Source organism: Bradyrhizobium hereditatis (assembly GCF_020329435.1).
Classification (GTDB): Bacteria; Pseudomonadota; Alphaproteobacteria; order Rhizobiales; family Xanthobacteraceae; genus Bradyrhizobium; species Bradyrhizobium hereditatis.
Genome location: NZ_JAGKJK010000003.1, coordinates 50494 through 69378, shown reverse-complemented (window position 1 = coordinate 69378; position 18885 = coordinate 50494). Strand labels below are relative to the sequence as shown.

Annotated in this window: 19 protein-coding genes and 1 pseudogene; 9 read left to right on the top strand and 11 right to left on the bottom strand. The window is 62.2% G+C overall.

The window, feature by feature from the left end; translation table 11 throughout:
• Positions 1 to 21 precede the first annotated feature (21 nt).
• The 4 genes from rpiA to J6524_RS08320 all read left to right on the top strand — a co-directional run bounded on the left by rpiA (position 22) and on the right by J6524_RS08320 (position 3695).
• Positions 22 to 720: a ribose-5-phosphate isomerase RpiA gene (gene rpiA / locus J6524_RS08335; protein ID WP_225669914.1), complete on the top strand. Its 699-nt coding sequence runs from the start codon at positions 22 to 24 to the stop codon at positions 718 to 720.
• 24 nt (positions 721 to 744) lie between these two features.
• A complete protein-coding gene (locus J6524_RS08330; RefSeq protein WP_225669913.1) occupies positions 745 to 1284 on the top strand; it encodes a DUF2059 domain-containing protein in 540 nt (179 codons plus the stop codon).
• 33 nt (positions 1285 to 1317) lie between these two features.
• A complete protein-coding gene (gene gor, locus J6524_RS08325) occupies positions 1318 to 2703 on the top strand; it encodes a glutathione-disulfide reductase (RefSeq protein WP_225669912.1) in 1386 nt (461 codons plus the stop codon).
• A gap of 140 nt (positions 2704 to 2843) precedes the next feature.
• Positions 2844 to 3695 (top strand): 3-hydroxybutyryl-CoA dehydrogenase, encoded by an 852-nt coding sequence (locus J6524_RS08320; RefSeq protein ID WP_225669911.1) that lies wholly within the window; start codon positions 2844 to 2846, stop codon positions 3693 to 3695.
• A gap of 216 nt (positions 3696 to 3911) precedes the next feature.
• Here the strand turns inward: J6524_RS08320 and J6524_RS08315 are convergent, their stop codons facing one another.
• Both J6524_RS08315 and J6524_RS08310 read right to left on the bottom strand, forming a co-directional pair.
• Positions 3912 to 4988: a flavodoxin family protein gene (locus J6524_RS08315; protein ID WP_225669910.1), complete on the bottom strand. Its 1077-nt coding sequence runs from the start codon at positions 4986 to 4988 to the stop codon at positions 3912 to 3914.
• An 81-nt stretch (positions 4989 to 5069) separates the two neighbouring features.
• Complete coding sequence (locus J6524_RS08310; RefSeq protein ID WP_225669909.1) at positions 5070 to 5660, bottom strand: cysteine hydrolase family protein; 591 nt, start codon at positions 5658 to 5660, stop codon at positions 5070 to 5072.
• A gap of 243 nt (positions 5661 to 5903) precedes the next feature.
• Here J6524_RS08310 and J6524_RS08305 point away from each other — a divergent pair, with 243 nt between their 5' ends.
• Positions 5904 to 6254 (top strand): C40 family peptidase, encoded by a 351-nt coding sequence (locus J6524_RS08305; protein WP_225669908.1) that lies wholly within the window; start codon positions 5904 to 5906, stop codon positions 6252 to 6254.
• Positions 6255 to 6409: 155 nt separating this feature from the next.
• Here J6524_RS08305 and J6524_RS08300 read toward each other — a convergent pair whose 3' ends face one another.
• Positions 6410 to 7315 (bottom strand): alpha/beta hydrolase family protein, encoded by a 906-nt coding sequence (locus J6524_RS08300; protein ID WP_225669907.1) that lies wholly within the window; start codon positions 7313 to 7315, stop codon positions 6410 to 6412.
• A 172-nt stretch (positions 7316 to 7487) separates the two neighbouring features.
• Here J6524_RS08300 and J6524_RS08295 point away from each other — a divergent pair, with 172 nt between their 5' ends.
• From J6524_RS08295 to J6524_RS08285, 3 genes are read left to right on the top strand one after another with little or no spacing between them, the layout of a single operon-like run.
• Complete coding sequence (locus J6524_RS08295; protein WP_225669906.1) at positions 7488 to 8876, top strand: class II 3-deoxy-7-phosphoheptulonate synthase; 1389 nt, start codon at positions 7488 to 7490, stop codon at positions 8874 to 8876.
• A gap of 1 nt (position 8877) precedes the next feature.
• On the top strand, positions 8878 to 9231 hold the full coding sequence (locus J6524_RS08290) for a diacylglycerol kinase (RefSeq protein ID WP_225669905.1): 354 nt from the start codon (positions 8878 to 8880) through the stop codon (positions 9229 to 9231).
• A 45-nt stretch (positions 9232 to 9276) separates the two neighbouring features.
• Complete coding sequence (locus J6524_RS08285) at positions 9277 to 11028, top strand: NAD+ synthase (RefSeq protein WP_225669904.1); 1752 nt, start codon at positions 9277 to 9279, stop codon at positions 11026 to 11028.
• Between the two features lie 6 nt (positions 11029 to 11034).
• Here the strand turns inward: J6524_RS08285 and J6524_RS08280 are convergent.
• The 6 genes and pseudogenes from J6524_RS08280 to J6524_RS08255 form a co-directional block, all read right to left on the bottom strand.
• A pseudogene (locus tag J6524_RS08280) lies at positions 11035 to 11148 on the bottom strand (GYD domain-containing protein); the annotation flags it as partial.
• Positions 11149 to 11154: 6 nt separating this feature from the next.
• A complete protein-coding gene (locus tag J6524_RS08275) occupies positions 11155 to 11502 on the bottom strand; it encodes a cytochrome C oxidase subunit IV family protein (RefSeq protein WP_225669903.1) in 348 nt (115 codons plus the stop codon).
• Between the two features lie 57 nt (positions 11503 to 11559).
• Complete coding sequence (locus J6524_RS08270; RefSeq protein ID WP_225669902.1) at positions 11560 to 12279, bottom strand: heme-copper oxidase subunit III family protein; 720 nt, start codon at positions 12277 to 12279, stop codon at positions 11560 to 11562.
• 10 nt (positions 12280 to 12289) lie between these two features.
• A complete protein-coding gene (locus J6524_RS08265) occupies positions 12290 to 12994 on the bottom strand; it encodes a cytochrome c oxidase subunit 3 (protein ID WP_225669901.1) in 705 nt (234 codons plus the stop codon).
• Complete coding sequence (locus tag J6524_RS08260) at positions 12991 to 14766, bottom strand: cytochrome c oxidase subunit I (protein ID WP_225669900.1); 1776 nt, start codon at positions 14764 to 14766, stop codon at positions 12991 to 12993. The genes J6524_RS08265 and J6524_RS08260 overlap by 4 nt, the downstream gene beginning before the upstream one ends.
• A gap of 77 nt (positions 14767 to 14843) precedes the next feature.
• Positions 14844 to 15677: a cytochrome c oxidase subunit II gene (locus J6524_RS08255; protein ID WP_225669899.1), complete on the bottom strand. Its 834-nt coding sequence runs from the start codon at positions 15675 to 15677 to the stop codon at positions 14844 to 14846.
• Between the two features lie 531 nt (positions 15678 to 16208).
• On the opposite strand from J6524_RS08255, the gene J6524_RS08250 reads away from it, so the two are divergent.
• Positions 16209 to 17123 carry a DUF2189 domain-containing protein gene (locus J6524_RS08250; RefSeq protein ID WP_225669898.1) on the top strand — a complete coding sequence of 305 codons (915 nt, stop codon included), beginning with the start codon at positions 16209 to 16211 and terminating at the stop codon, positions 17121 to 17123.
• Between the two features lie 56 nt (positions 17124 to 17179).
• Here the strand turns inward: J6524_RS08250 and J6524_RS08245 are convergent, their stop codons facing one another.
• On the bottom strand, positions 17180 to 18334 hold the full coding sequence (locus tag J6524_RS08245; protein WP_376712003.1) for a DUF2865 domain-containing protein: 1155 nt from the start codon (positions 18332 to 18334) through the stop codon (positions 17180 to 17182).
• A 168-nt stretch (positions 18335 to 18502) separates the two neighbouring features.
• A complete protein-coding gene (locus J6524_RS08240; RefSeq protein WP_225669897.1) occupies positions 18503 to 18814 on the bottom strand; it encodes a hypothetical protein in 312 nt (103 codons plus the stop codon).
• Positions 18815 to 18885 lie beyond the last annotated feature (71 nt).

The following is an 18885-nucleotide window of genomic DNA, read 5'->3' as shown; positions in this document are numbered from 1 at the left end:
TCCTGGGAGCATCGTCAGCACGTGAACATGGACCAATTGAAACGACAGGCGGCGGCGCAGGCACTGGAGCAGGTGCAGGACGGTATGAAGCTCGGGCTCGGCACCGGCTCGACCGCCAAGCATTTTGTCGAACTGCTCGGCGAGCGCGTTGCCGGTGGGTTGCGCGTGATCGGCGTGCCGACGTCGGAGGCGACCCGCGCCCAGGCTGAAGCCTGCAAAATTCCCCTGACCACGCTCGATGAAGTCGACCGGCTTGATCTCACTGTCGACGGCGCCGACGAGGTCGATTCCGCCCTCAACCTGATCAAGGGCGGCGGCGGCGCGCTGCTGCGGGAGAAGATCGTGGCGGCAGCTTCGGATCGCATGATCGTGATTGCCGACGATACCAAGTGGGTCGATGTTCTCGGCCGTTTCCCCCTACCTGTGGAGGTAATTCCGTTCGGGCTGGCCGCAACCCAACGGGCCATGGCCGCGGCATTTGCCCAAAGCGGCGTTTCCGGGCAAATGGGGCTCCGCAAGGGCAAGGACGGCCACGTTTTTGTCACCGATGGCGGCCACTGGATTGTCGATGCCCATCTGGGGCGCATCATGGATGCGCCGCGTCTGGCGGGCCTGTTGAGCCTGATCCCGGGTGTCGTCGAACACGGGTTGTTCATTGGCCTGGCCAGCACCGCCGTCCTGGCAGGCGCCCAGGGAATTCGCGTAGTTGAGCGGCGGTAACGCCGGTAATCGAGGAGAATTGGAATGAAGAGCCTTTCAGGGATTTTGTCGGCCGCCGGCCTTGCAGTCGGACTGGCGCTGACCGCCGTCCCGGCCGACGCGCAGCAGAAAAACGCGCCCGCAGCCACGCAAGCACTGAAGCCCGGTTCGCCGGCGGCGATCGCCGCCGCCAAGGAGATCCTGGCGATGAAGAACGCGAGCGCGATGTACGCTAACGCCGTTCCCAATCTCGTCGAGCAGACCAAGAACGTACTGTTGCAGAGCAATCTGAACTATCAGAAAGACCTCAACGAGGTCGCCGTGATCGTTGCCAAGAAGCTCGCCGGCCGTGAGAAGGAAATCGGCGACGGCATGGCGCAGGTCTACGCCAACGAGTTCACCGAGCAGGAGCTGAAGGACCTCGTCACCTTCTACAAATCGCCGCTCGGCCAGAAGCTGCTCGCGAGCGAGCCACGCGCCATTCAGTTCAGCATGTCCTATATGAATCAGTGGGCGCAGGCCTTTGCCGAGGTCATCAACGGCCAGTTCCGCGCCGAGATGAAGAAGCGCGGCAAGGACATTTGATTCATCCTAAACACGACTTCGGACGGGGGTGATATGGCTGAGTTCGACGTCGATCTCTTCGTCATCGGCGGTGGTTCGGGCGGCGTTCGCGCCGCCCGCATCGCCGCCGGCTACGGCGCCAAGGTCATGGTCGCCGAAGAATACCGGATGGGCGGCACCTGCGTGATCCGCGGCTGCGTGCCGAAAAAGCTGTTCGTACTCGGCTCCCACGTCCGCGACGAGATTGCCGACGCCGCGGGCTTCGGCTGGACCATCCCCGAATTTTCGTTCGATTGGCCGACGCTGGTCGCCAACAAGGACAAGGAGATCGCTCGCCTCGAAGGCATCTACGCCGCTAATGTCGAAAAGAGCGGCGCGCGCATTGTGAAGACCCGTGCGATGCTGGAAGACGCCCACACGCTGCGGCTGATGACCGGCGAAAAGATCACCGCGAAATACATCCTGATTGCGACGGGAGGAGCGCCCAACCACGGCCGCGAGATTCCCGGCATCGAGCACGTGATTTCCTCCAACGAGGCGTTTCACCTGACCGAACTGCCCAAGCGCATCGTGATCCAGGGTGGCGGTTATATCGCGCTGGAATTCGCCGGCATCTTTGCCGGCTTCGGCTCCGACGTGACCGTGGTCTATCGCGGCGACAACATTCTGCGCGGCTTCGACGAGGACGTCCGCAAGCATGTGCGCGCCGAGATGGAGAAGCAGGGCATCACCATCATCTCCGGCTGCACCATCGAGAAGGTGGACAAGCACGGCGACGAATTCACCACGCATCTGTCGAGCGGCTCCAGCATTGCCTCCGAGAAGGTGATGTTCGCGATCGGGCGGCACCCGAACGTCGCCAATCTCGGGCTCGAGAACGCCGGCGTCGCCATCAATCCGGCGAATGGCGGCATTGCTGTCGACGAGTGGTCGAAGACCTCCGTCGACAACATCTATGCGATCGGCGATGTCACCCATCGCCTCAATTTGACGCCGGTGGCGATCCGCGAGGGCCAGGCCTTCGCCGACACCGTGTTCGGCAAGCGCCCCGTTCAGGTCGACCACAGCAGCATTCCCACCGCGGTGTTCTCGCAACCCGAAGTCGGCACCGTCGGCCTCACCGAAGCGCAGGCACGTGCGCTGGTGAGCCGTGTCGACATCTACAAGACCGATTTTCGTCCCATCAAGGCGACGATGTCCGGCCGCGACACTCGCGTCATGATGAAGCTCGTCGTTGACGGCACGACGGACCGCGTGCTCGGCTGTCACATCGTCGGCGACACCGCCGCCGAAATCATCCAGGCAGTCGCCATCGCGGTAAAGATGAAGGCAACGAAAGCCGATTTCGACGCGACCATTGCGCTGCATCCGACCGCGGCGGAAGAGCTGGTGACGATGCGGACGCCGGCCGCTCGGTATGTGAAAGAGGCGGCGGAGTAGGGCGGCTGGAAGATCTAGTGTGTAGCCCGGATGAGCGAAGCGACATCCGGGACCTTTCTTTCCCCGCATATCGCTTCGCTCATGCGGGCTACGCGGACTGATAATCACGTACCCAGTATTCAAACAAAGGCAGGCGAACAATGATTGAGCAGATCGGCATTATCGGCGCGGGCACGATGGGCAACGGCATTGCGCAGGTGTGCGCCGCCGCGGGGCTACCCGTCGTCATGACCGACATCGCCGATGCCGCGCTGACCCGAGGCATGTCGGTTGTCTCGGGCAGCCTGGAGCGGCTCGTCAACAAGCAGAAGATGACCGATGCCGACCGACAGGCGGCGATTGCGCGCATCACCACGACCACGGACACTGCAAAGCTTTCCACCTGCGATCTCGTGATCGAGGCCGCAACCGAGAACGAGGATTTGAAGGTCAAGATCCTGAAGGATCTTTGCCCGAAGCTGCGGCCGCAGGCGCTGCTCGCGACCAATACCTCGTCGATCTCGATCACCAAGCTTGCTGCCGCGACCGACCGTCCGGACCGCTTCATCGGCATGCACTTCTTCAATCCGGTGCCGCTGATGGCGCTTCTGGAATTGATCCGCGGTCTGCAAACGTCTGATGACACGCACGCCAAGGCGGAAGCCTTTGCAAAGCGAATAGGCAAGGTCGCGATCACGGCGAAGAACAGCCCGGGCTTTGCGGTCAACCGCATTCTTTGCCCGATGATCAATGAGGCGATCTTCGCGCTTCAGGAAGGTATTGCGACCGCCGAGGACCTCGACGCCGGCATGAAGCTCGGCTGCAATCATCCGATCGGCCCGCTGGCGCTTGCCGACATGATCGGTCTCGACACGATGCTTTCGGTGATGGAAGTCTTCTACGAGGGCTTCAACGATCCCAAGTATCGTCCGGCGCCGCTGTTGAAGGAAATGGTTGCTGCCGGCCGTCTCGGCCGCAAGACCGGGCAGGGGTTTTATAGTTATGGGAAGTGAGAGCAGCGGGAAAGCTAAACCCTCAGGTGAGGAGCCGCGTTAGCGGCGTCTCGAACCATGCGGCCCCGCTCGTGCCATTCATCGTTCGAGACGCGCGTTCCGCGCTCCTCAGGATGAGGTCTGGCAGCGTGTAGGATGGGTGGAGCGTAGCGAAACCCGTCAATCCCTGCGCGGATGGGTGATGGGTATCGCTTTCGCTCCGCCCATCCTACGCAGCTACTTCGGATCAGGCTCTACGAGCCCTGCCGCCGGATTCTCGAGCTTCCCCGCCCGCGCGAGTTTCACCGCATTGCCCAGCGCGCGGGCCGCATTGCGCACTTCTTCCTGGAATTCGCGATCTTCGTCGAGCGCCTCGTGCGAGGTGGCATAGGGCGCCATGTAGCCGACATAACCCTCCGCTTCCGCGGTGCGGCCGGCTGAGATCAACGCCATGTCGGTGAGCCAGTCCGACAGCGAGCGGCGTAGCGTCTCCACGCCCGCGCTGTCGCCGTGCACGACAAGGCCAAAATGCCGTCCCGCCAGATGCCGCGGGTAGGGCCAGCCCTTCAGCTCCAACGCCTTGGCTTGATCGGCATGCTTGCCGTGCGTCGAGGTCGGATCGGGATTTCCGCCGTCGGCACAGACCAGACGGTCCATCATCGCCTTCAGCGGTGTGGGAACGTGATACCAGTTGACCGGCGCCACGATCAGGATGCCATGGGCTGCGACCCACAGCGGATAGATCTCGTTCATCCAGTCGTCGGTCTGCCCGAGCGAATAGTTCGGATAGCAGCTGCAGGGCCAGTGACACAGCGGTATCGCTGTGGCGACGCAGGACTTGCAGGGATGAATCTGCCGGCCATATTCCGATGCCAGTCGCGACAGGTCGAGAATGTCGACGGCAAATCCCATCTTGACGAAGATCGGCTCGGCGAGCTTGACCAGACGCCATGTCTTCGATGTCTCGCCAGGACAGGTATGCTCGCTGCGCGCCGAACCGTTGATGATGAGAATGCGCGGCGGCGCTGCAGCGTCATCGTGCCGCCGCTGCGCCTCGAGAATGGCCTCGCGCGCCGCGAGCCAGTCGACGGAGATTTCATACTCCGGATCTGCAAAGCCCGGGCCTGCTTTGCGCGTATGCGGGGCCTTGCGCGAATGGCTGTACGCGTCCCACGCGGCGGCGACAATAGCGTCGAGTTCGCGTTGCAACGGCTGGAACGCAGGATCGACGAAGCGGCTGCGATAGCGTCTTTCGAATTCACCGCGCGGCAATTTAACGGGCGGCATTTCCTTGCGAATGTCCGGCGCCGCCATGGATCGATCCTCGCCTGATGTGACTGGCCAAAGATCAACTCCGGAGCTGGAGCGGCAGTTCCGCCTGTCCGGCCCGCACGTCTAGTCCGGCCGCCAGCTGTCAAACAGTTCCGCTGCACTGACCAGATCGATCTGCTCGCTGAAGCGCGTCCGGTACATCGTCATCAACGCGTCGTGCCCGGTGTCGGAAGAACTGCACAGCGCGTCCTGTACGATGATGACCCGAAAGCCGAGATCGACGGCACTAAGCACGGTCGAGAGTACGCACACATCGGTTTCTGCGCCCGAGACGATCACGGTTCTGACGTGCCGCTCGACCAAGAGGTGGCCAAGCCTGGAGCCGAAGAACGCCGAATAGGCAGGCTTGTCGACCACGAGCGCCGGAGGCGTGTAGCGCGCGAGCTCAGGCACCAGATCGAGCGCGTTCGGCGGCAGACTGTCGCGCGTGGCGCGCTGCCATTTCGTGAAATAGATCTGCCATTGGCCGCGGCGGTCCTCGGGCTTTTCCGGCGTGACGAAGCGCGTAAACATCGTCCGCTCGCGATAGCGCGCGCAGATATCCGAGATGACCGGCAGCACGCGCTCCATCCACGGCGTTTCCCAAATGCCGCCTCTGGCGAAGAGATTCTGCATGTCGATGCATAGATGCGCGGCGTCGCTGATGGCTTGCATCGAGGGCCTCTGGTTTGGTTGTTGGCTAATTCGGCAGGCGCGAACTGGTTTCCGCAATGAGGATGAAACAATCGACGTCTGCGACCCGGAAGCGCGTGATGTGAGCGACATCCGCGATGGCGTCGGAGTTGGTCCGGACCGTTTTCAGATGATGCGAAATGGCAGCTATGCGGGAACAATCTACGAGGAACAATTGTTGGGGGCGCGTTTGCACCTGCCCATCCCATCAGCGTGGAGTAGCTTATGCTGAAACCCTTCCTGGTTGCCTCGGCGGTCCTGATCGTTTTTTCCTATCAAGCCGAGGCGCGTCCGCGGCATCATGGACATAGAGCACACGCCTGGTGTGGCAGTTACTTAAGCAAGTTTCTCGGCAAATCAGATCGACGCCTTGCGCTGGCACGCTCTTGGGCGAGCGAAGGCATGAATGCCGGCGGTCCCGGCATAGGCGTCGTCGTTGTCTGGCGGCATCATGTCGGAATCATCACGGGACAAACGCCCGACGGTCAGTGGATCGTGCACAGCGGCAACGATGGCGGCGCGGTCCGCACGCGGCCACGTTCGCTCGCCGGCGCGATCGCGTTCAGGCGCGTGTAGCGAAAAGCGCGGAAGCCGCCCGCACCGTCATTGCGAGCGCAGCGAAGCAATCCATAGCTCCGCAAGCGGAGACATGGATTGCTTCGTCGCTTTGCTCCTCGCAATGACGGTTGGGCCCGTCTGCATATCGACGTTCTCAGACGACGGCGAAATCTCTATTCCCCCGCCTCAAGCCACTCCGCCGCGCCGCGCCATAGCGTGTTGCGGTGCTCGGGCCTGAAAAATCCCATATGCCCGATCTTCGCGGCGCCGGCGTCGGCCGGCGTCACGGTGACGATCTCGGGCTTGATCGCGGTAAATCCCGAGCATAGCAGTTCGACCGCGGGCCGCGTCGCCCAGGGATCGTCGGACATGCAGAGCGCGCGTAGCGCGCCCTGGTATTTCTGGAAATTCTGCAGAGCGTCGAGTTTGGGATCGTCGAACAGATAGCGCGGGCTCATCACCCAACCGGTCCATTGCAGGAATGCATCCTTCGGCAGGTCCATGCCGAGGCCGGCTTTGCCGGGCATGTAGCCGAGCATGCGGGTGAGGGGGCGGCCGACAAAATTCAAGAGGACGTAGACGCGGTAGCGTTCCGGCGCCGTCATCAGTTTCCAGTAGCCGGCCTGGGCGGCGATGAGCAGCGCGCGTGCGACTTCCGAATTGTTCGGCAACAGGCCGAGCGCCTGGCCGCCAAACGAATGCCCGACATAGGAGAAAGGCAGCGCCTTGTAGCGCTCGCGCATCCAGGTGACCGCCGCCGTGATGTCCTGTGCGGCCCAGTCCGACATCGAAGCCCTGAAACCGACCAGCGATTTCGGCTGGTTGGTGCCGGCCCGCGCTTGGCGCCGGCTATCGCCTGTGCCGCGGTAGTCGTAGGTCAACACAGCGCAGCCGCGCTTGGCGAGGTAGCCGGCAAAGCCCCGGTAGACCTTGCGGGGGACGGCGGTCGCCGAGTTGATCAGGACAGCATGCCGCTTGGTCCCGCGGGGAAGAAATAGCGTCGCGGCCAGGGGATGTCCATCCGTCGCCGGCACCGTGATATCTTCGCTAAATACTTCGTCCAGCTCCGGCTCGGCCACCGTGTTCTCCTGCCAGCTTTGCGAGCGGCCATAACAGAAGCGAAATCGGCTTTTGCCGCAAGGGCTTGTCAGGACTACCGGAAATCTAACTGGCGGTTGGTCAAAGGCCTGTGTATAACGCGGGCCTTCGTAACCGCTGGTAAGTAGCGGTTTTTGCTCAGGAGTTAACGTCATGTCCGAGCGGTGGACGCCCGACAGCTGGCGCACCAAGCCGGTGCTGCAAGTCCCTGATTATCCCGATGCCAAGGCATTGGCAGACGTCGAGGCGCAGCTCGCTACGTTTCCACCGCTGGTGTTTGCCGGTGAAGCCCGCAACCTGAAAAAGGCGCTGGCGCGCGTCGCCAAGGGCGAGGCCTTCCTGCTGCAGGGCGGCGATTGCGCCGAGAGCTTCGCCGAGCATGGCGCCAACAACATACGCGACTTCTTCCGCGTGCTGCTGCAGATGGCGGTCGTTCTGACCTATGCCGGCGCGCTGCCGGTGGTGAAGGTCGGCCGCATCGCCGGTCAGTTCGCCAAACCGCGCTCGTCAAACACCGAGAAGGTCAATGGCGTCGAGCTGCCGAGCTACCGCGGCGACATCATCAACGATATCGCCTTCACGCCCGAAGCGCGCATCCCAGATCCGCAGCGCCAGATGATGGCGTACCGGCAATCGGCCGCGACGCTGAACCTGCTCCGCGCGTTCGCGACAGGCGGCTTTGCCAATCTCGGCAGCGTGCATCAGTGGATGCTGGGCTTCCTCAAGGATTCCCCGCAGTCGCGGCGTTACAAGGAGCTGGCCGACCGTATCTCGGACGCGCTGAACTTCATGCGCGCCTGCGGCCTCGACCTTGAAAGCCATCCCGAGCTGCGCTCGACCGATTTCTACACCAGCCATGAGGCGCTGCTGCTCGGCTACGAGCAGGCGCTGACCCGTGTCGATTCGACGACCGGCGACTGGTACGCGACGTCTGGTCATTTCATCTGGATCGGCGACCGCACCCGCCAGCTCGACCACGGCCATGTCGAATATTTCCGCGGCATCAAGAACCCGATCGGCCTGAAATGCGGCCCCTCGCTGAAGCCGGACGAGCTGTTGAAGCTGATCGACATCCTCAATCCCGAGAACGAGCCGGGACGCCTGACGCTGATCAACCGCTTCGGCTCCGACAAAGTGGCCGAGCATCTGCCAGGCCTGGTCCGCGCGGTGCAGCGGGAAGGGCGGACCGTGGTCTGGTCCTGCGATCCCATGCACGGCAATACCATCACCTCGACGACCGGCTACAAGACCCGGCCATTCGACCGCGTGCTGTCCGAGGTCAAGTCGTTCTTCGCCATCCATGCCGCGGAGGGGACGCATGCCGGCGGCGTGCACCTGGAGATGACCGGGCAGGATGTCACAGAATGCATCGGCGGCGCCCGCGCCATTACCGACGAGGACCTCAACGACCGCTATCACACGGTCTGCGATCCCCGCCTCAATGCCGAACAATCAATCGATCTTGCCTTCCTGATCGCCGAACTGCTCAAGCAGGAACGCGCGGGCAAGGAAAAGCCGATGCCGGCCGCAGCGGGACTGTAACTTGCTGCGACTTTGGCGGGCCACCATCAATACGCGTAACGGCCTCGCCTTTGCGATCCGTTCGGAGCAGGCCGTCCGCGAGGAATTGTTCGCGCTGGCGCTGTCGGTGCCGCTGGCCTGGCTGGTCGGCACGACGGTCATGCGGTGCGTGGAACTTGTAGCGGCCGTTGCCTTTGTTCTGGTGGTCGAGCTGCTGAACACCGCGATCGAGAAGCTCGCCGACCGCCTGACCATGGATCGCGATCCCAAGATCGGCCAGGTCAAGGACATGGGCTCGGCGGCGGTAGGCGTCGCGCTGTTAATGGCCGGCGCGTTCTGGCTGTTCGCCCTCGCCGAACGCATAGGCGCAATTTGAAGCGAGCAATTGCAGTTTGCTCGTGTGCAAGGCACCATCGCCTCCATGACCGAACCCACCTTCAAGATCACCCTGGCGCAACTTAACCCGACGGTCGGCGACGTCACGGGAAATGCCGCCAAGGCGCGCGCCGCGCGCGAGAAGGCTGCGGCTGACGGCGCCGATCTTCTGCTGCTGCCGGAATTGTTCATCTGCGGCTACCCGCCGGAAGATCTGGTGCTCAAGCCTGCCTTCCAGGCGGCCTGCCGCGCCGCGGTCGAAGAGCTGGCGCGCGAGACCAAGGGCGGCGGTCCGGCGGTGTTGATCGGCACGCCTTGGGTCGAGGACGGCAAACTCTATAACGCCTGCGCGCTGCTCGATCAGGGCCGCATCGCCGCGCTTCGTTTCAAGGCCAATCTGCCGAATTATGGCGTGTTCGACGAGAAGCGGCTGTTCGCCCGCGGCCCCGCCGCAGGGCCGGTCACGGTCAAGGGCATCCGGGTCGGCGTTCCCATCTGCGAGGACATCTGGCTCGAAGAATCAGAGGAATACGAGAACGTCGTCGAATGCCTTGCCGAGACCGGCGCGGAAATTCTCGTGGTGCCGAACGGCTCGCCTTACGCCCGCGACAAGAACGACCTGCGGCTGTCGATCGCGGTCGCTCGCGTCACGGAGAGCGGTTTGCCGCTGATCTATCTCAACCAGATCGGCGGGCAGGACGAACTGGTGTTCGACGGCGCGTCATTCGCGCTCAACGCTGATCTCTCGGTCGCGGCGCAACTGCCCGCGTTCGAGGAGCACATCACCACGCTGCACTGGACCAAAGGCACGGATGGCTGGCGTTGTTCGGGCCCCGTCGTGCCGCTTCTCGAGGGCGACAAGGCCGACTATGCCGCCTGTGTGCTCGGCCTGCGTGACTACGTCCGCAAGAACGGCTTCCCGGGCGTCTTGCTCGGCATCTCCGGCGGCATCGATTCCGCATTGTGCGCGGCGATTGCGGTGGATGCGCTCGGCGCCGACCAGGTGCGCGGCGTGATGCTGCCGTTCCGCTTCACCGCACAGGTCTCGCTCGACGATGCCGCCAAGCTCGCGAAAGCGCTCGGCATCCGTTACGAGGTGCTGCCGATTGCGGATGCCGTCAACGGCTTCGAAAAGATTCTGGCCGGTCCGTTTGCCGGCCTGCCACACGACATCACCGAGGAAAACCTGCAGGCGCGCACCCGCGGCACGCTCTTGATGGCGATCTCAAACAAGACCGGCGCGATGGTGGTAACGACCGGCAACAAGTCGGAAATGTCGGTCGGCTACGCCACCATCTATGGCGACATGAACGGCGGCTTCAATCCGATCAAGGACATCTACAAGACCGAAGTGTTCCGCCTCTCCAGCCTGCGCAACGAATGGAAGCCGGATGGCGCGCTCGGGCCGTCGGGCGAGGTGATCCCGGTCAACATCATCACGCGGCCGCCGACGGCGGAGCTGCGCGAGAACCAGACCGACCAGGATTCGCTGCCGCCCTACGAGATGCTCGATGCCATCCTCGAACGGCTGGTCGAGCGCGAGGAGCCGCTCGCCACGATCATCGCCGCCGGATTTCCGGCCGATGTGGTGACCCGGATCGACCGGCTGCTCAACGTCGCCGAATATAAGCGCCGGCAGGCGGCGCCCGGGGTCAAGGTCACGGAAAAGAACTTTGGCCGCGACCGCCGCTATCCCATCACCAACCGCTTTCGCGACAATGGCAAGGCACTGCCCGTGCCGGACCAGAAGCTGGTCGCCCGCGCCGGCCGTGCGTCGGCGGATGTATTTGACGGATAGGCTCGAGCCGAGCGAACCGATGATTTCCCGATAGGCCGCTTCCGGAAACGCTTTCAGCGTGCGCGTCTTGACGTTTCCCAGCGAGCCCAGCTGCAAGCGTGCCGCCACGGCGTCATCAGGCAGTTTTCAAGTCGGCGACGCGAAGAACAGGACCCTTATGAGGTGCGTGTACTCGGATTCGAACACCATGATGGCCACGAAGACCAGCACCAGCACCGGAGGCAGCAGGATTGCATAGGTCAGTGCCAACCGCTCCCAGGCCATGTGCATGAAGACGGCGACGATCAAGCCGGCCTTCAACACCATGAACAGCAGAATCAGCGACCATCTGAGATAGCCCTGGAGGCCAAAGTAGTCGACGAGATAGGAGAAGGTGCTGAGGACGAACAACCATCCCCAGACCACGAGATACAGCTTGATTGGATGCTGCTGCCCCTCTGCGTGCGTAGCTTCCGATGCGTATGCTTCATGCATGTGTAACGAAGGTTGTTGTCGTTCTAAATGTATCGCTGCGTCTACCATGCGCCGACCTCACCAAAGATAGAAAAAGGCGAAGATGAAAACCCAAACCAGATCGACGAAGTGCCAGTACAGGCCCATTGTTTCGACGATCTCGTAATTCCCCTTCCTGCTCGTGAAGAAGCCGCGGCGCCCGTGATCGAAATCTCCGCGCCAAACCTTCCGTGCGATAGCGATCAGGAAAATCACGCCGAACGTCACGTGGGTGCCGTGGAACCCTGTGATCATGAAAAAGCTGGAGCCGAACTGCGCCGCGCCCCACGGGTTTTCCCAGGGCCTTACGCCCTCCATGATCAGCTTGGTCCATTCGAAGGCCTGCATTCCGACGAACGTTGCGCCAAGCGCCGCTGTGACCAGCATCAACACTGCGGTTTTGACGCGATCGCGGCGGTACCCGAAATTCACGGCCATCGCCATCGTCCCGCTGCTGCTGATCAGGATGAAGGTCATGATGGCGATCAGGATGAGGGGGATATGGTGCCCCGCAATCTCGAGAGCGAAGACTTCACTCGGATTCGGCCACGGCACGGTCGTGGACATTCGCGCTGTCATGTAGGACAGCAGGAAACAGCTGAAGATGAAGGTGTCGCTCAGGAGGAAGATCCACATCATGGCCTTCCCCCAGGAGACATTCTTGAAGGCGCGCTGATCCGAGGACCAGTCGGCCGCAATGCCTTGCCAGCCGCCAGGCGCGGGCTGTCCACCAGGGTTTGTCAGCGCAGTCTCCGCCATCAGGTCTCTCCTAGGTGAGCAACCGGCGACAGATCTCAACGAAATTGTCCGTCCAGCCTGTGAGCAGACCGAGCAAGGCCAGCCAGACCAGCAGCATGAAATGCCAGTAGATGGTGCAGAGCTCCACACTCAGGCGCACTTGCGCCATCTCCGCGCCACGCCACACCTTGGCAGTCGTTCTGCCCAGGGCCACCAGACCGCCGATCAGATGCAGCCCGTGCGCCGCGGTGATCAGGTAGAAGAATGAATTGGCTGGATTGGACGCGACAACATAGCCGGCCGCCCTCAGCTGTTGCCACGCCACCAGCTGTCCAACCAGGAAAGTAATGGCGGATGCGCCCCCTGCGCATAGGCCGATGATTACATTTTCCATGTCGTCGGTACGCGCGGCCAGGTAGGCCCATTGCAGCGCAATACTGCTGACGACCAGCACGCCCGTATTGAACCACAGCAGTCCAGGCACGGGCAGCGTCCGCCAATCCACCATGTTCATGCGCATGGAGTAGGCGCTGATGAAGAGTGCGAACAGCGAGCCGGCGACGGCGAGAAACACGCCCAGTCCGATCTTCGCTGCGGGCCAGGTCATGGCGTCCGCGTCGGGAAAATCACCCGGCGCACCTTCTTCCAGCCAGGGCTTGGCCGTCAGCCGTTGCTGCGAAAGCCACCATCCGACGATGACCGCGATCACCGCCATGAACAGGACAATGGCACTCACGGAGCAGCTCCTTGAAGGGCTGGCTTCGCCCGCGGCTGGTTCTGCGGAATGAAGTCCTGCGCGGCACCCGGCACGCTATAGTCATACGCCCATCGATAAACCACCGGGAGCTCCTTGCCCCAGTTGCCGTGGCCGGGCGGGGTCTCCGGCGTCTGCCACTCCAGCGTTGTCGCCCGCCACGGATTGCCGCCTGAAGGCCGGCCCTTGAAGTAGCTCCAGACGAGATTGAACAGAAACACCATCTGGGCGAAGCCCACGATCAAAGCCATGATCGAGATAAAGGCGTTGAGCGTATGGGTCGATGAGGGGATGAACGCCGCTTCGCCGATGTCGTGATAGCGGCGCGGAACGCCGAGCAGTCCGATGTAGTGCATGGGGAAGAAAATCAGATAGGCGCCGAGGAACGTCACCCAGAAATGAAACTTGCCGAGCGCGTCATTGAGCATCCGTCCCGTCATCTTGGGGTACCAATGATAGATCGCGCCCAGCACAACCATGATCGGGGCCACACCCATCACCATATGGAAATGCGCGACGACGAACATGGTATCCGATAGCGGGACATCCACGACCACGTTGCCGAGAAAGAGGCCAGTGAGCCCGCCGTTCACGAACGTAATGATGAAGCCGAGCGCAAACAGCATCGGGACGGTGAGATGGATGTCGCCGCGCCACAGGGTCAGTACCCAATTGTAGACCTTGATGGCAGTCGGGATGGCGATGATGAGCGTCGTGGTGGCGAAGAAGAACCCGAACTTCGGGTGCATGCCGCTCACATACATGTGGTGCGCCCAAACGATGAAGCTGAGTGCGCCGATCGCCACGATGGCCCAGACCATCATGCGATAGCCGAAGATGTTTTTCCGCGCATGGGTGCTGATCAGATCCGAAACGATGCCGAATGCCGGAAGTGCCACGATGTAGACTTCGGGATGGCCGAAGAACCAGAACAGATGCTGGAACAGGATCGGGCTTCCACCGCCATACTTCATCTGCTGCCCCATCTCGACGAGGGCCGGCATGAAGAAGCTGGTTCCCAGCACGCGGTCGAACAGCATCATGACAGAAGCGACGAATAGCGCCGGGAAGGCCAACAGCGCCATGATGGTCGCCGTGAAGATGCCCCACACCGTCAGGGGCATGCGCATCAAGGTCATGCCGCGCGTGCGCGCCTGCAGCACGGTCACCACGTAGTTCAGCCCGCCCATGGTGAAGCCGATGATGAACAGGATCAGCGAGGCCAGCATGAGAATGATGCCCCAATCCTGTCCGGGGGTGCCGGAGAGAATCGCCTGCGGCGGGTATAGCGTCCAGCCGGCGCCGGTGGGCCCGCCGGGCACGAAGAAGGTCGAGGCCAGCACCAGGACTGCGAGCAGGTAGACCCAGTAGCTCAGCATGTTCACATAGGGGAAGACCATGTCCCGGGCGCCGACCATCAGCGGAATGAGGTAGTTGCCGAAGCCTCCCAGGAACAATGCCGTCAGCAGGTAGATCACCATGATCATGCCGTGCATGGTGATGAACTGCAGATATTGGTTTGCATCGATAAAGGAAAACGTGCCGGGAAATCCCAATTGCAGCCGCATCATCCACGACAGCACCAAAGCAACCAATCCGATTGCTGTCGCTGTGAGCGAATACTGGATGGCGATGACTTTGGCGTCCTGCGAAAAGACGTATCGTGTCCACCAGCTCTTGGGATGATAGAGTTCAACCTCCGGCACTTCTGCAGGCGGAGCGTCTGCGAGTGCATCATATTGGACATCGACCATCGAGTACCTCCTTGGTCGCTTCCATTGGGGCGCGATGAACGGTCTTGCGCGCCCGATCTATCTTGCGGCAGCAATCCTTACTTGCCGCCGGACTTATACGTCGCCTTCATAACGGCGCTTTGGCCTGACAATTCCGCAAACGTCTTCTGCTTCTCCAGCCAGGCCTGATAGTCACGCTCCTCGTCAACGATAACCTTTGCTCGCATCTGCGAGTGCGCTGAGCCGCACAACTCGGCGCAGAGAACGTCAAACGTTCCGGTTCGGATCGGGGTCATCCAGAAATAGGTGACCATGCCCGGGACCATGTCCATCTTCGCCCGGAATTCGGGTACGTAGAAATCGTGCAAGACGTCGAGGGAGCGGAGCAGAACCTTGACCGGCTTACCGACGGGAAGGTGCAGATCGTCACTTGCAATGACGACGTCGTCTTGTCCGTGCTGATCGTCGGGGTTCAAGCCCAGAGGGTTCTCGGCGCTGACGAAGCGGACATCGGTCGTGCCCATCCGGCCATCCTTGCCGGGAAGGCGGAAGTTCCAGCTCCATTGCTGGCCCATGACCTCGATCTCGGTGGCGTCAGCCGGAACCGTGACGAACTGGTGCCAGACAAACAAGCCCGGGGCCAACATGGCTCCGACGCCGACCGCCGTTCCGATGCTGAGCCACCATTCGAGCTTTTTGTTTTCGGGATTGTAGGCTGCCTGTCGTCCTTCCTTGTGATGGAAGCGGAAGACGCAATAAGCCATGAAGGCGATCACCGCGAAGAAAACGACGCCGGTGATCCAGAAAGTGATGTTGATCGTGTCGTCAATGTAGCGCCAGTTCGTGGCGATCGGCGTCCACCACCACGGGCTGTAGATGTGAAACAGCACCGAGCCGACTGCGACTAGAAGCAATATGATGGCGACAATCATCCCTCATTCCTCCTTGCCACCTAAGGCAACGGAGATGAATCAAAGGGCGGAGCTCGCACCTGTCTTGATGGCCGACTTCACGTGCGCCATCGCAGTGCGTCTTGCCTCGCCCAACTTTGAACCGGTCGTGACATCAAAACGTGGCGCGGCGCGCACGTTACGACCGCAATTCATTGATCCGGGCGTCAGAAATTAAGATGATACGCGTCGGGGGCGGCGTCAATAGACACTTGAGCGTCGAGGACGATGCGGTGATGCAGCAAGCTGCGAGCGTAGGGTGATCGTTTGATGATGACGCAATGCACCCAATGACCGCGAACGTGCACAATTCACACAGAACCGTGAGCGCTGTCTGAGCACAACGGCGCTAAAGTCGTTGCGCAGGTCGCGACAAGTTTCGTCCGGCTAAGCTCCTTTCGATGCAGTTTGCCGTACTCGGCTCGACCGCGACTCTCGCTCATGAAGGCGGAGACGCGCGGGTTGCGGCGCGTCATTCGATCGCCGCCACTGTAAGCACGGGAGGGTGCGTTTATGGCCACTCAGTATTCCGAGAGCATCGCAAGGGTAGGACGGCACATATTCGGCGAGGCCGTCTCATATCCGATACGCAAAATAGAACTGTCCGACCTGGGCGAGGCGCTGCGCCTGGGATGGGAAGACTTCAAGGCAATGCCGAGTCACGCGGTCGTGGTGTGCGTGATTTATCCCGTTCTCGGTATTGCCCTGTTCAGGATGGTCCTAGGCTATTCGGTACTGCCGCTGCTGTTTCCGCTGGCGGCCGGATTTGCGTTGATTGGACCTTTTGCCGCGATTGGTCTCTACGAGCTCAGCCGCCGCCGCGAGCGCGGCGAGGACGTCGGCGTATGGGATGCGCTTCACGTGCTCCGCGCTCCGTCTCTCGGCGCCATGCTCGAACTTGGCATTCTCCTGCTCGTTCTGTTCGGCGCCTGGATCGGCGCAGCGAACGCAATCTACGTTGAAATCTTTGGTCACGCTCCGGCTGCGAGCATCCCCGACTTCGCAACGCGCGTGCTGACGACGCGGGATGGATGGTCGCTCATCCTCATTGGATGCGGCGTGGGCTTTCTGTTTGCGGTCGTGGCCCTGTGCGTCAGCGTTGTGTCGTTTCCGTTGATGCTCGACCGGCATGCGACTGCGATCGACGCCATCCGGACGTCAATGCAGGCTGTGATAAAAAATCCGATTCCGATGGCCGGGTGGGGATTGATCGTTGCGGCGCTGCTAGTGATCGGTTCGATACCGCTGTTCGTCGGTCTCGCCGTCGTTCTGCCCGTGCTCGGTCATGCCACCTGGCATCTATACCGGAAAGTCGTGGAGCCGAACCCCAACCCTCCAGAGGAACACCCCCACCTGCGGAAGGGACATCGCTACGCAGCAGATTTTCCGGCGGTTCTCTTCCCGTGGAGCCGTGAGCGCGAGCCGTAGCGGCGAAGAGCCCGGCGATCGCGGCGGTCGCCGGGAGCTGTTTAACACGGCCGGAGCTATTGCTTCGGCGGGATGAAGGTGGGGCCGACCGTGCGGATTGGCCGGTCCTTGTCATTGGCGGTCGTGTCGGGCGGCGGGGCTGCGGCCGGCGAGGCGGCGGTGGTGCCGGCTGGCGCGGCGCCCTTCTTGGCGGGCGGGGGCGGCACGCCCTTCGACTGAGCGCGCTGCTGCATCCGCTTTGCGCTTTCCTCGGTGACGATGATGTCGCCCTGTTCGACACCGGCCCGGTCATCGACCGACTTCAGCGCTTCCGACCAGGTCTGGCCCTGCGCCTTGCAGGCGCAGGAGGGATTGAACTCGGTCCGGAACTTGAAGGCGTTCGGCAGCGACGTATAGGGCTGGCCGCTAATCGAGACCGCCTGATTAATATCTTCGCCGGGGTTGCGATAGGTGAACAGGTTGGCTTCCGTCGCCGGACAAAGCGCCTTGCAGGTCCGCTCGTCGTCCTGAAACCGCTGCTGATAGGTGGCGAACGACACCGGGAAGTAACCGCCGTCGCAGGTGCGGACGCAGACGGTGCGGAAGGTGCCGGACGGCGCACCGAGATCGGGGCTGGGCGGCGGCAGTGTGTTGTTGTTGCCGAACAGATTGTCGATGAAGTTGCCGGGGCCGCGCGCCGCAGCAGCATATTGCGGCCCGCAATTGTTCTGCGCGAGCGCCATCAATACCGAGCGGCGCTGGTTTTCGCGCTCTGCGCCGCCGATGCCGCCGCTGCGCAGCCGCTCCAGGCTGGTGGTGATCTGATCGAGATTGGCACGCATCTGCTGAATCTGGTTGTTCACCGGACCGCATTCGGCGGAGCGGCCGCTGAACAGCGAGAAGAAGCCCGAGCTTTCGCAGCCCATGCGCTTGGCCTGCAGCGTCACCCGATCGAGTTCAGCCTGCTGCTTGCCCTGGGCCTCCTGATAGCGGCGGATCTGCTCATCCTTGGCCGGGTCGCCGGTGCCGGCGCCGCGGTCGATCGTCGCCAATTGGCCTTCGAGCCGGATGCAGATCGGATTTCCTTGCGCATTCGGCGGCGCGTCCGGGCTCATCTGCGCCATCGCGTCCTGGCTGGTCTGCGCCAGAGCGGGTGCGCCCATGGCGACGCCGAGCAGGAGAGCGCAGGTCAAGGTCCGAAGGGAGGGGCGAAGGTTGAGAATTTCCAGCATGTCCGGCCATTGAGGGCTGATCCGCGCGGCTTGCAAGCCCTGATGGCGCGGCCAAGGCAGCATTCTGCGGCCAAGGCTGCATCCAATAGCCGCTTCTCGGGGCAGCGTCACGTCGTTTCCACGGCGCGGATGTGGCAATCGGCCCTTGATTCTACGGGATATTCAGCCCTAGCGCTGGCAGGTAATGGCGACATATTCGCCGCACGACGGGCCCAAGCAGCGCTCGCCGCCGCCATTTGGAACCGTGGCGGTGAGCTCGTCAGGCTCGACGCGGCGATAGGTGGTGGCCTGCGCAAATTCCCGTGACTGGCAAAAGGCGCGGGCGGCGTGGGCGCCGCATTTGTGGCCTTGGGCGAGGCACTCATCCACGCCGTAGCCGTCGGCCTGGTTGGCCACAATGAAGACGCGGCTGTCGGCGGAAGCGGCCGAGGCGGCCGCAACAAGGAGACCGCAGGCTAGGAGCGCGGAGGAGAGTCGCATGGGGACACCGGCAAGGGAAAGGGACTGCTGCCAGAACCAGGCCCAAAGGGTTAACAATGATTAACCATGAG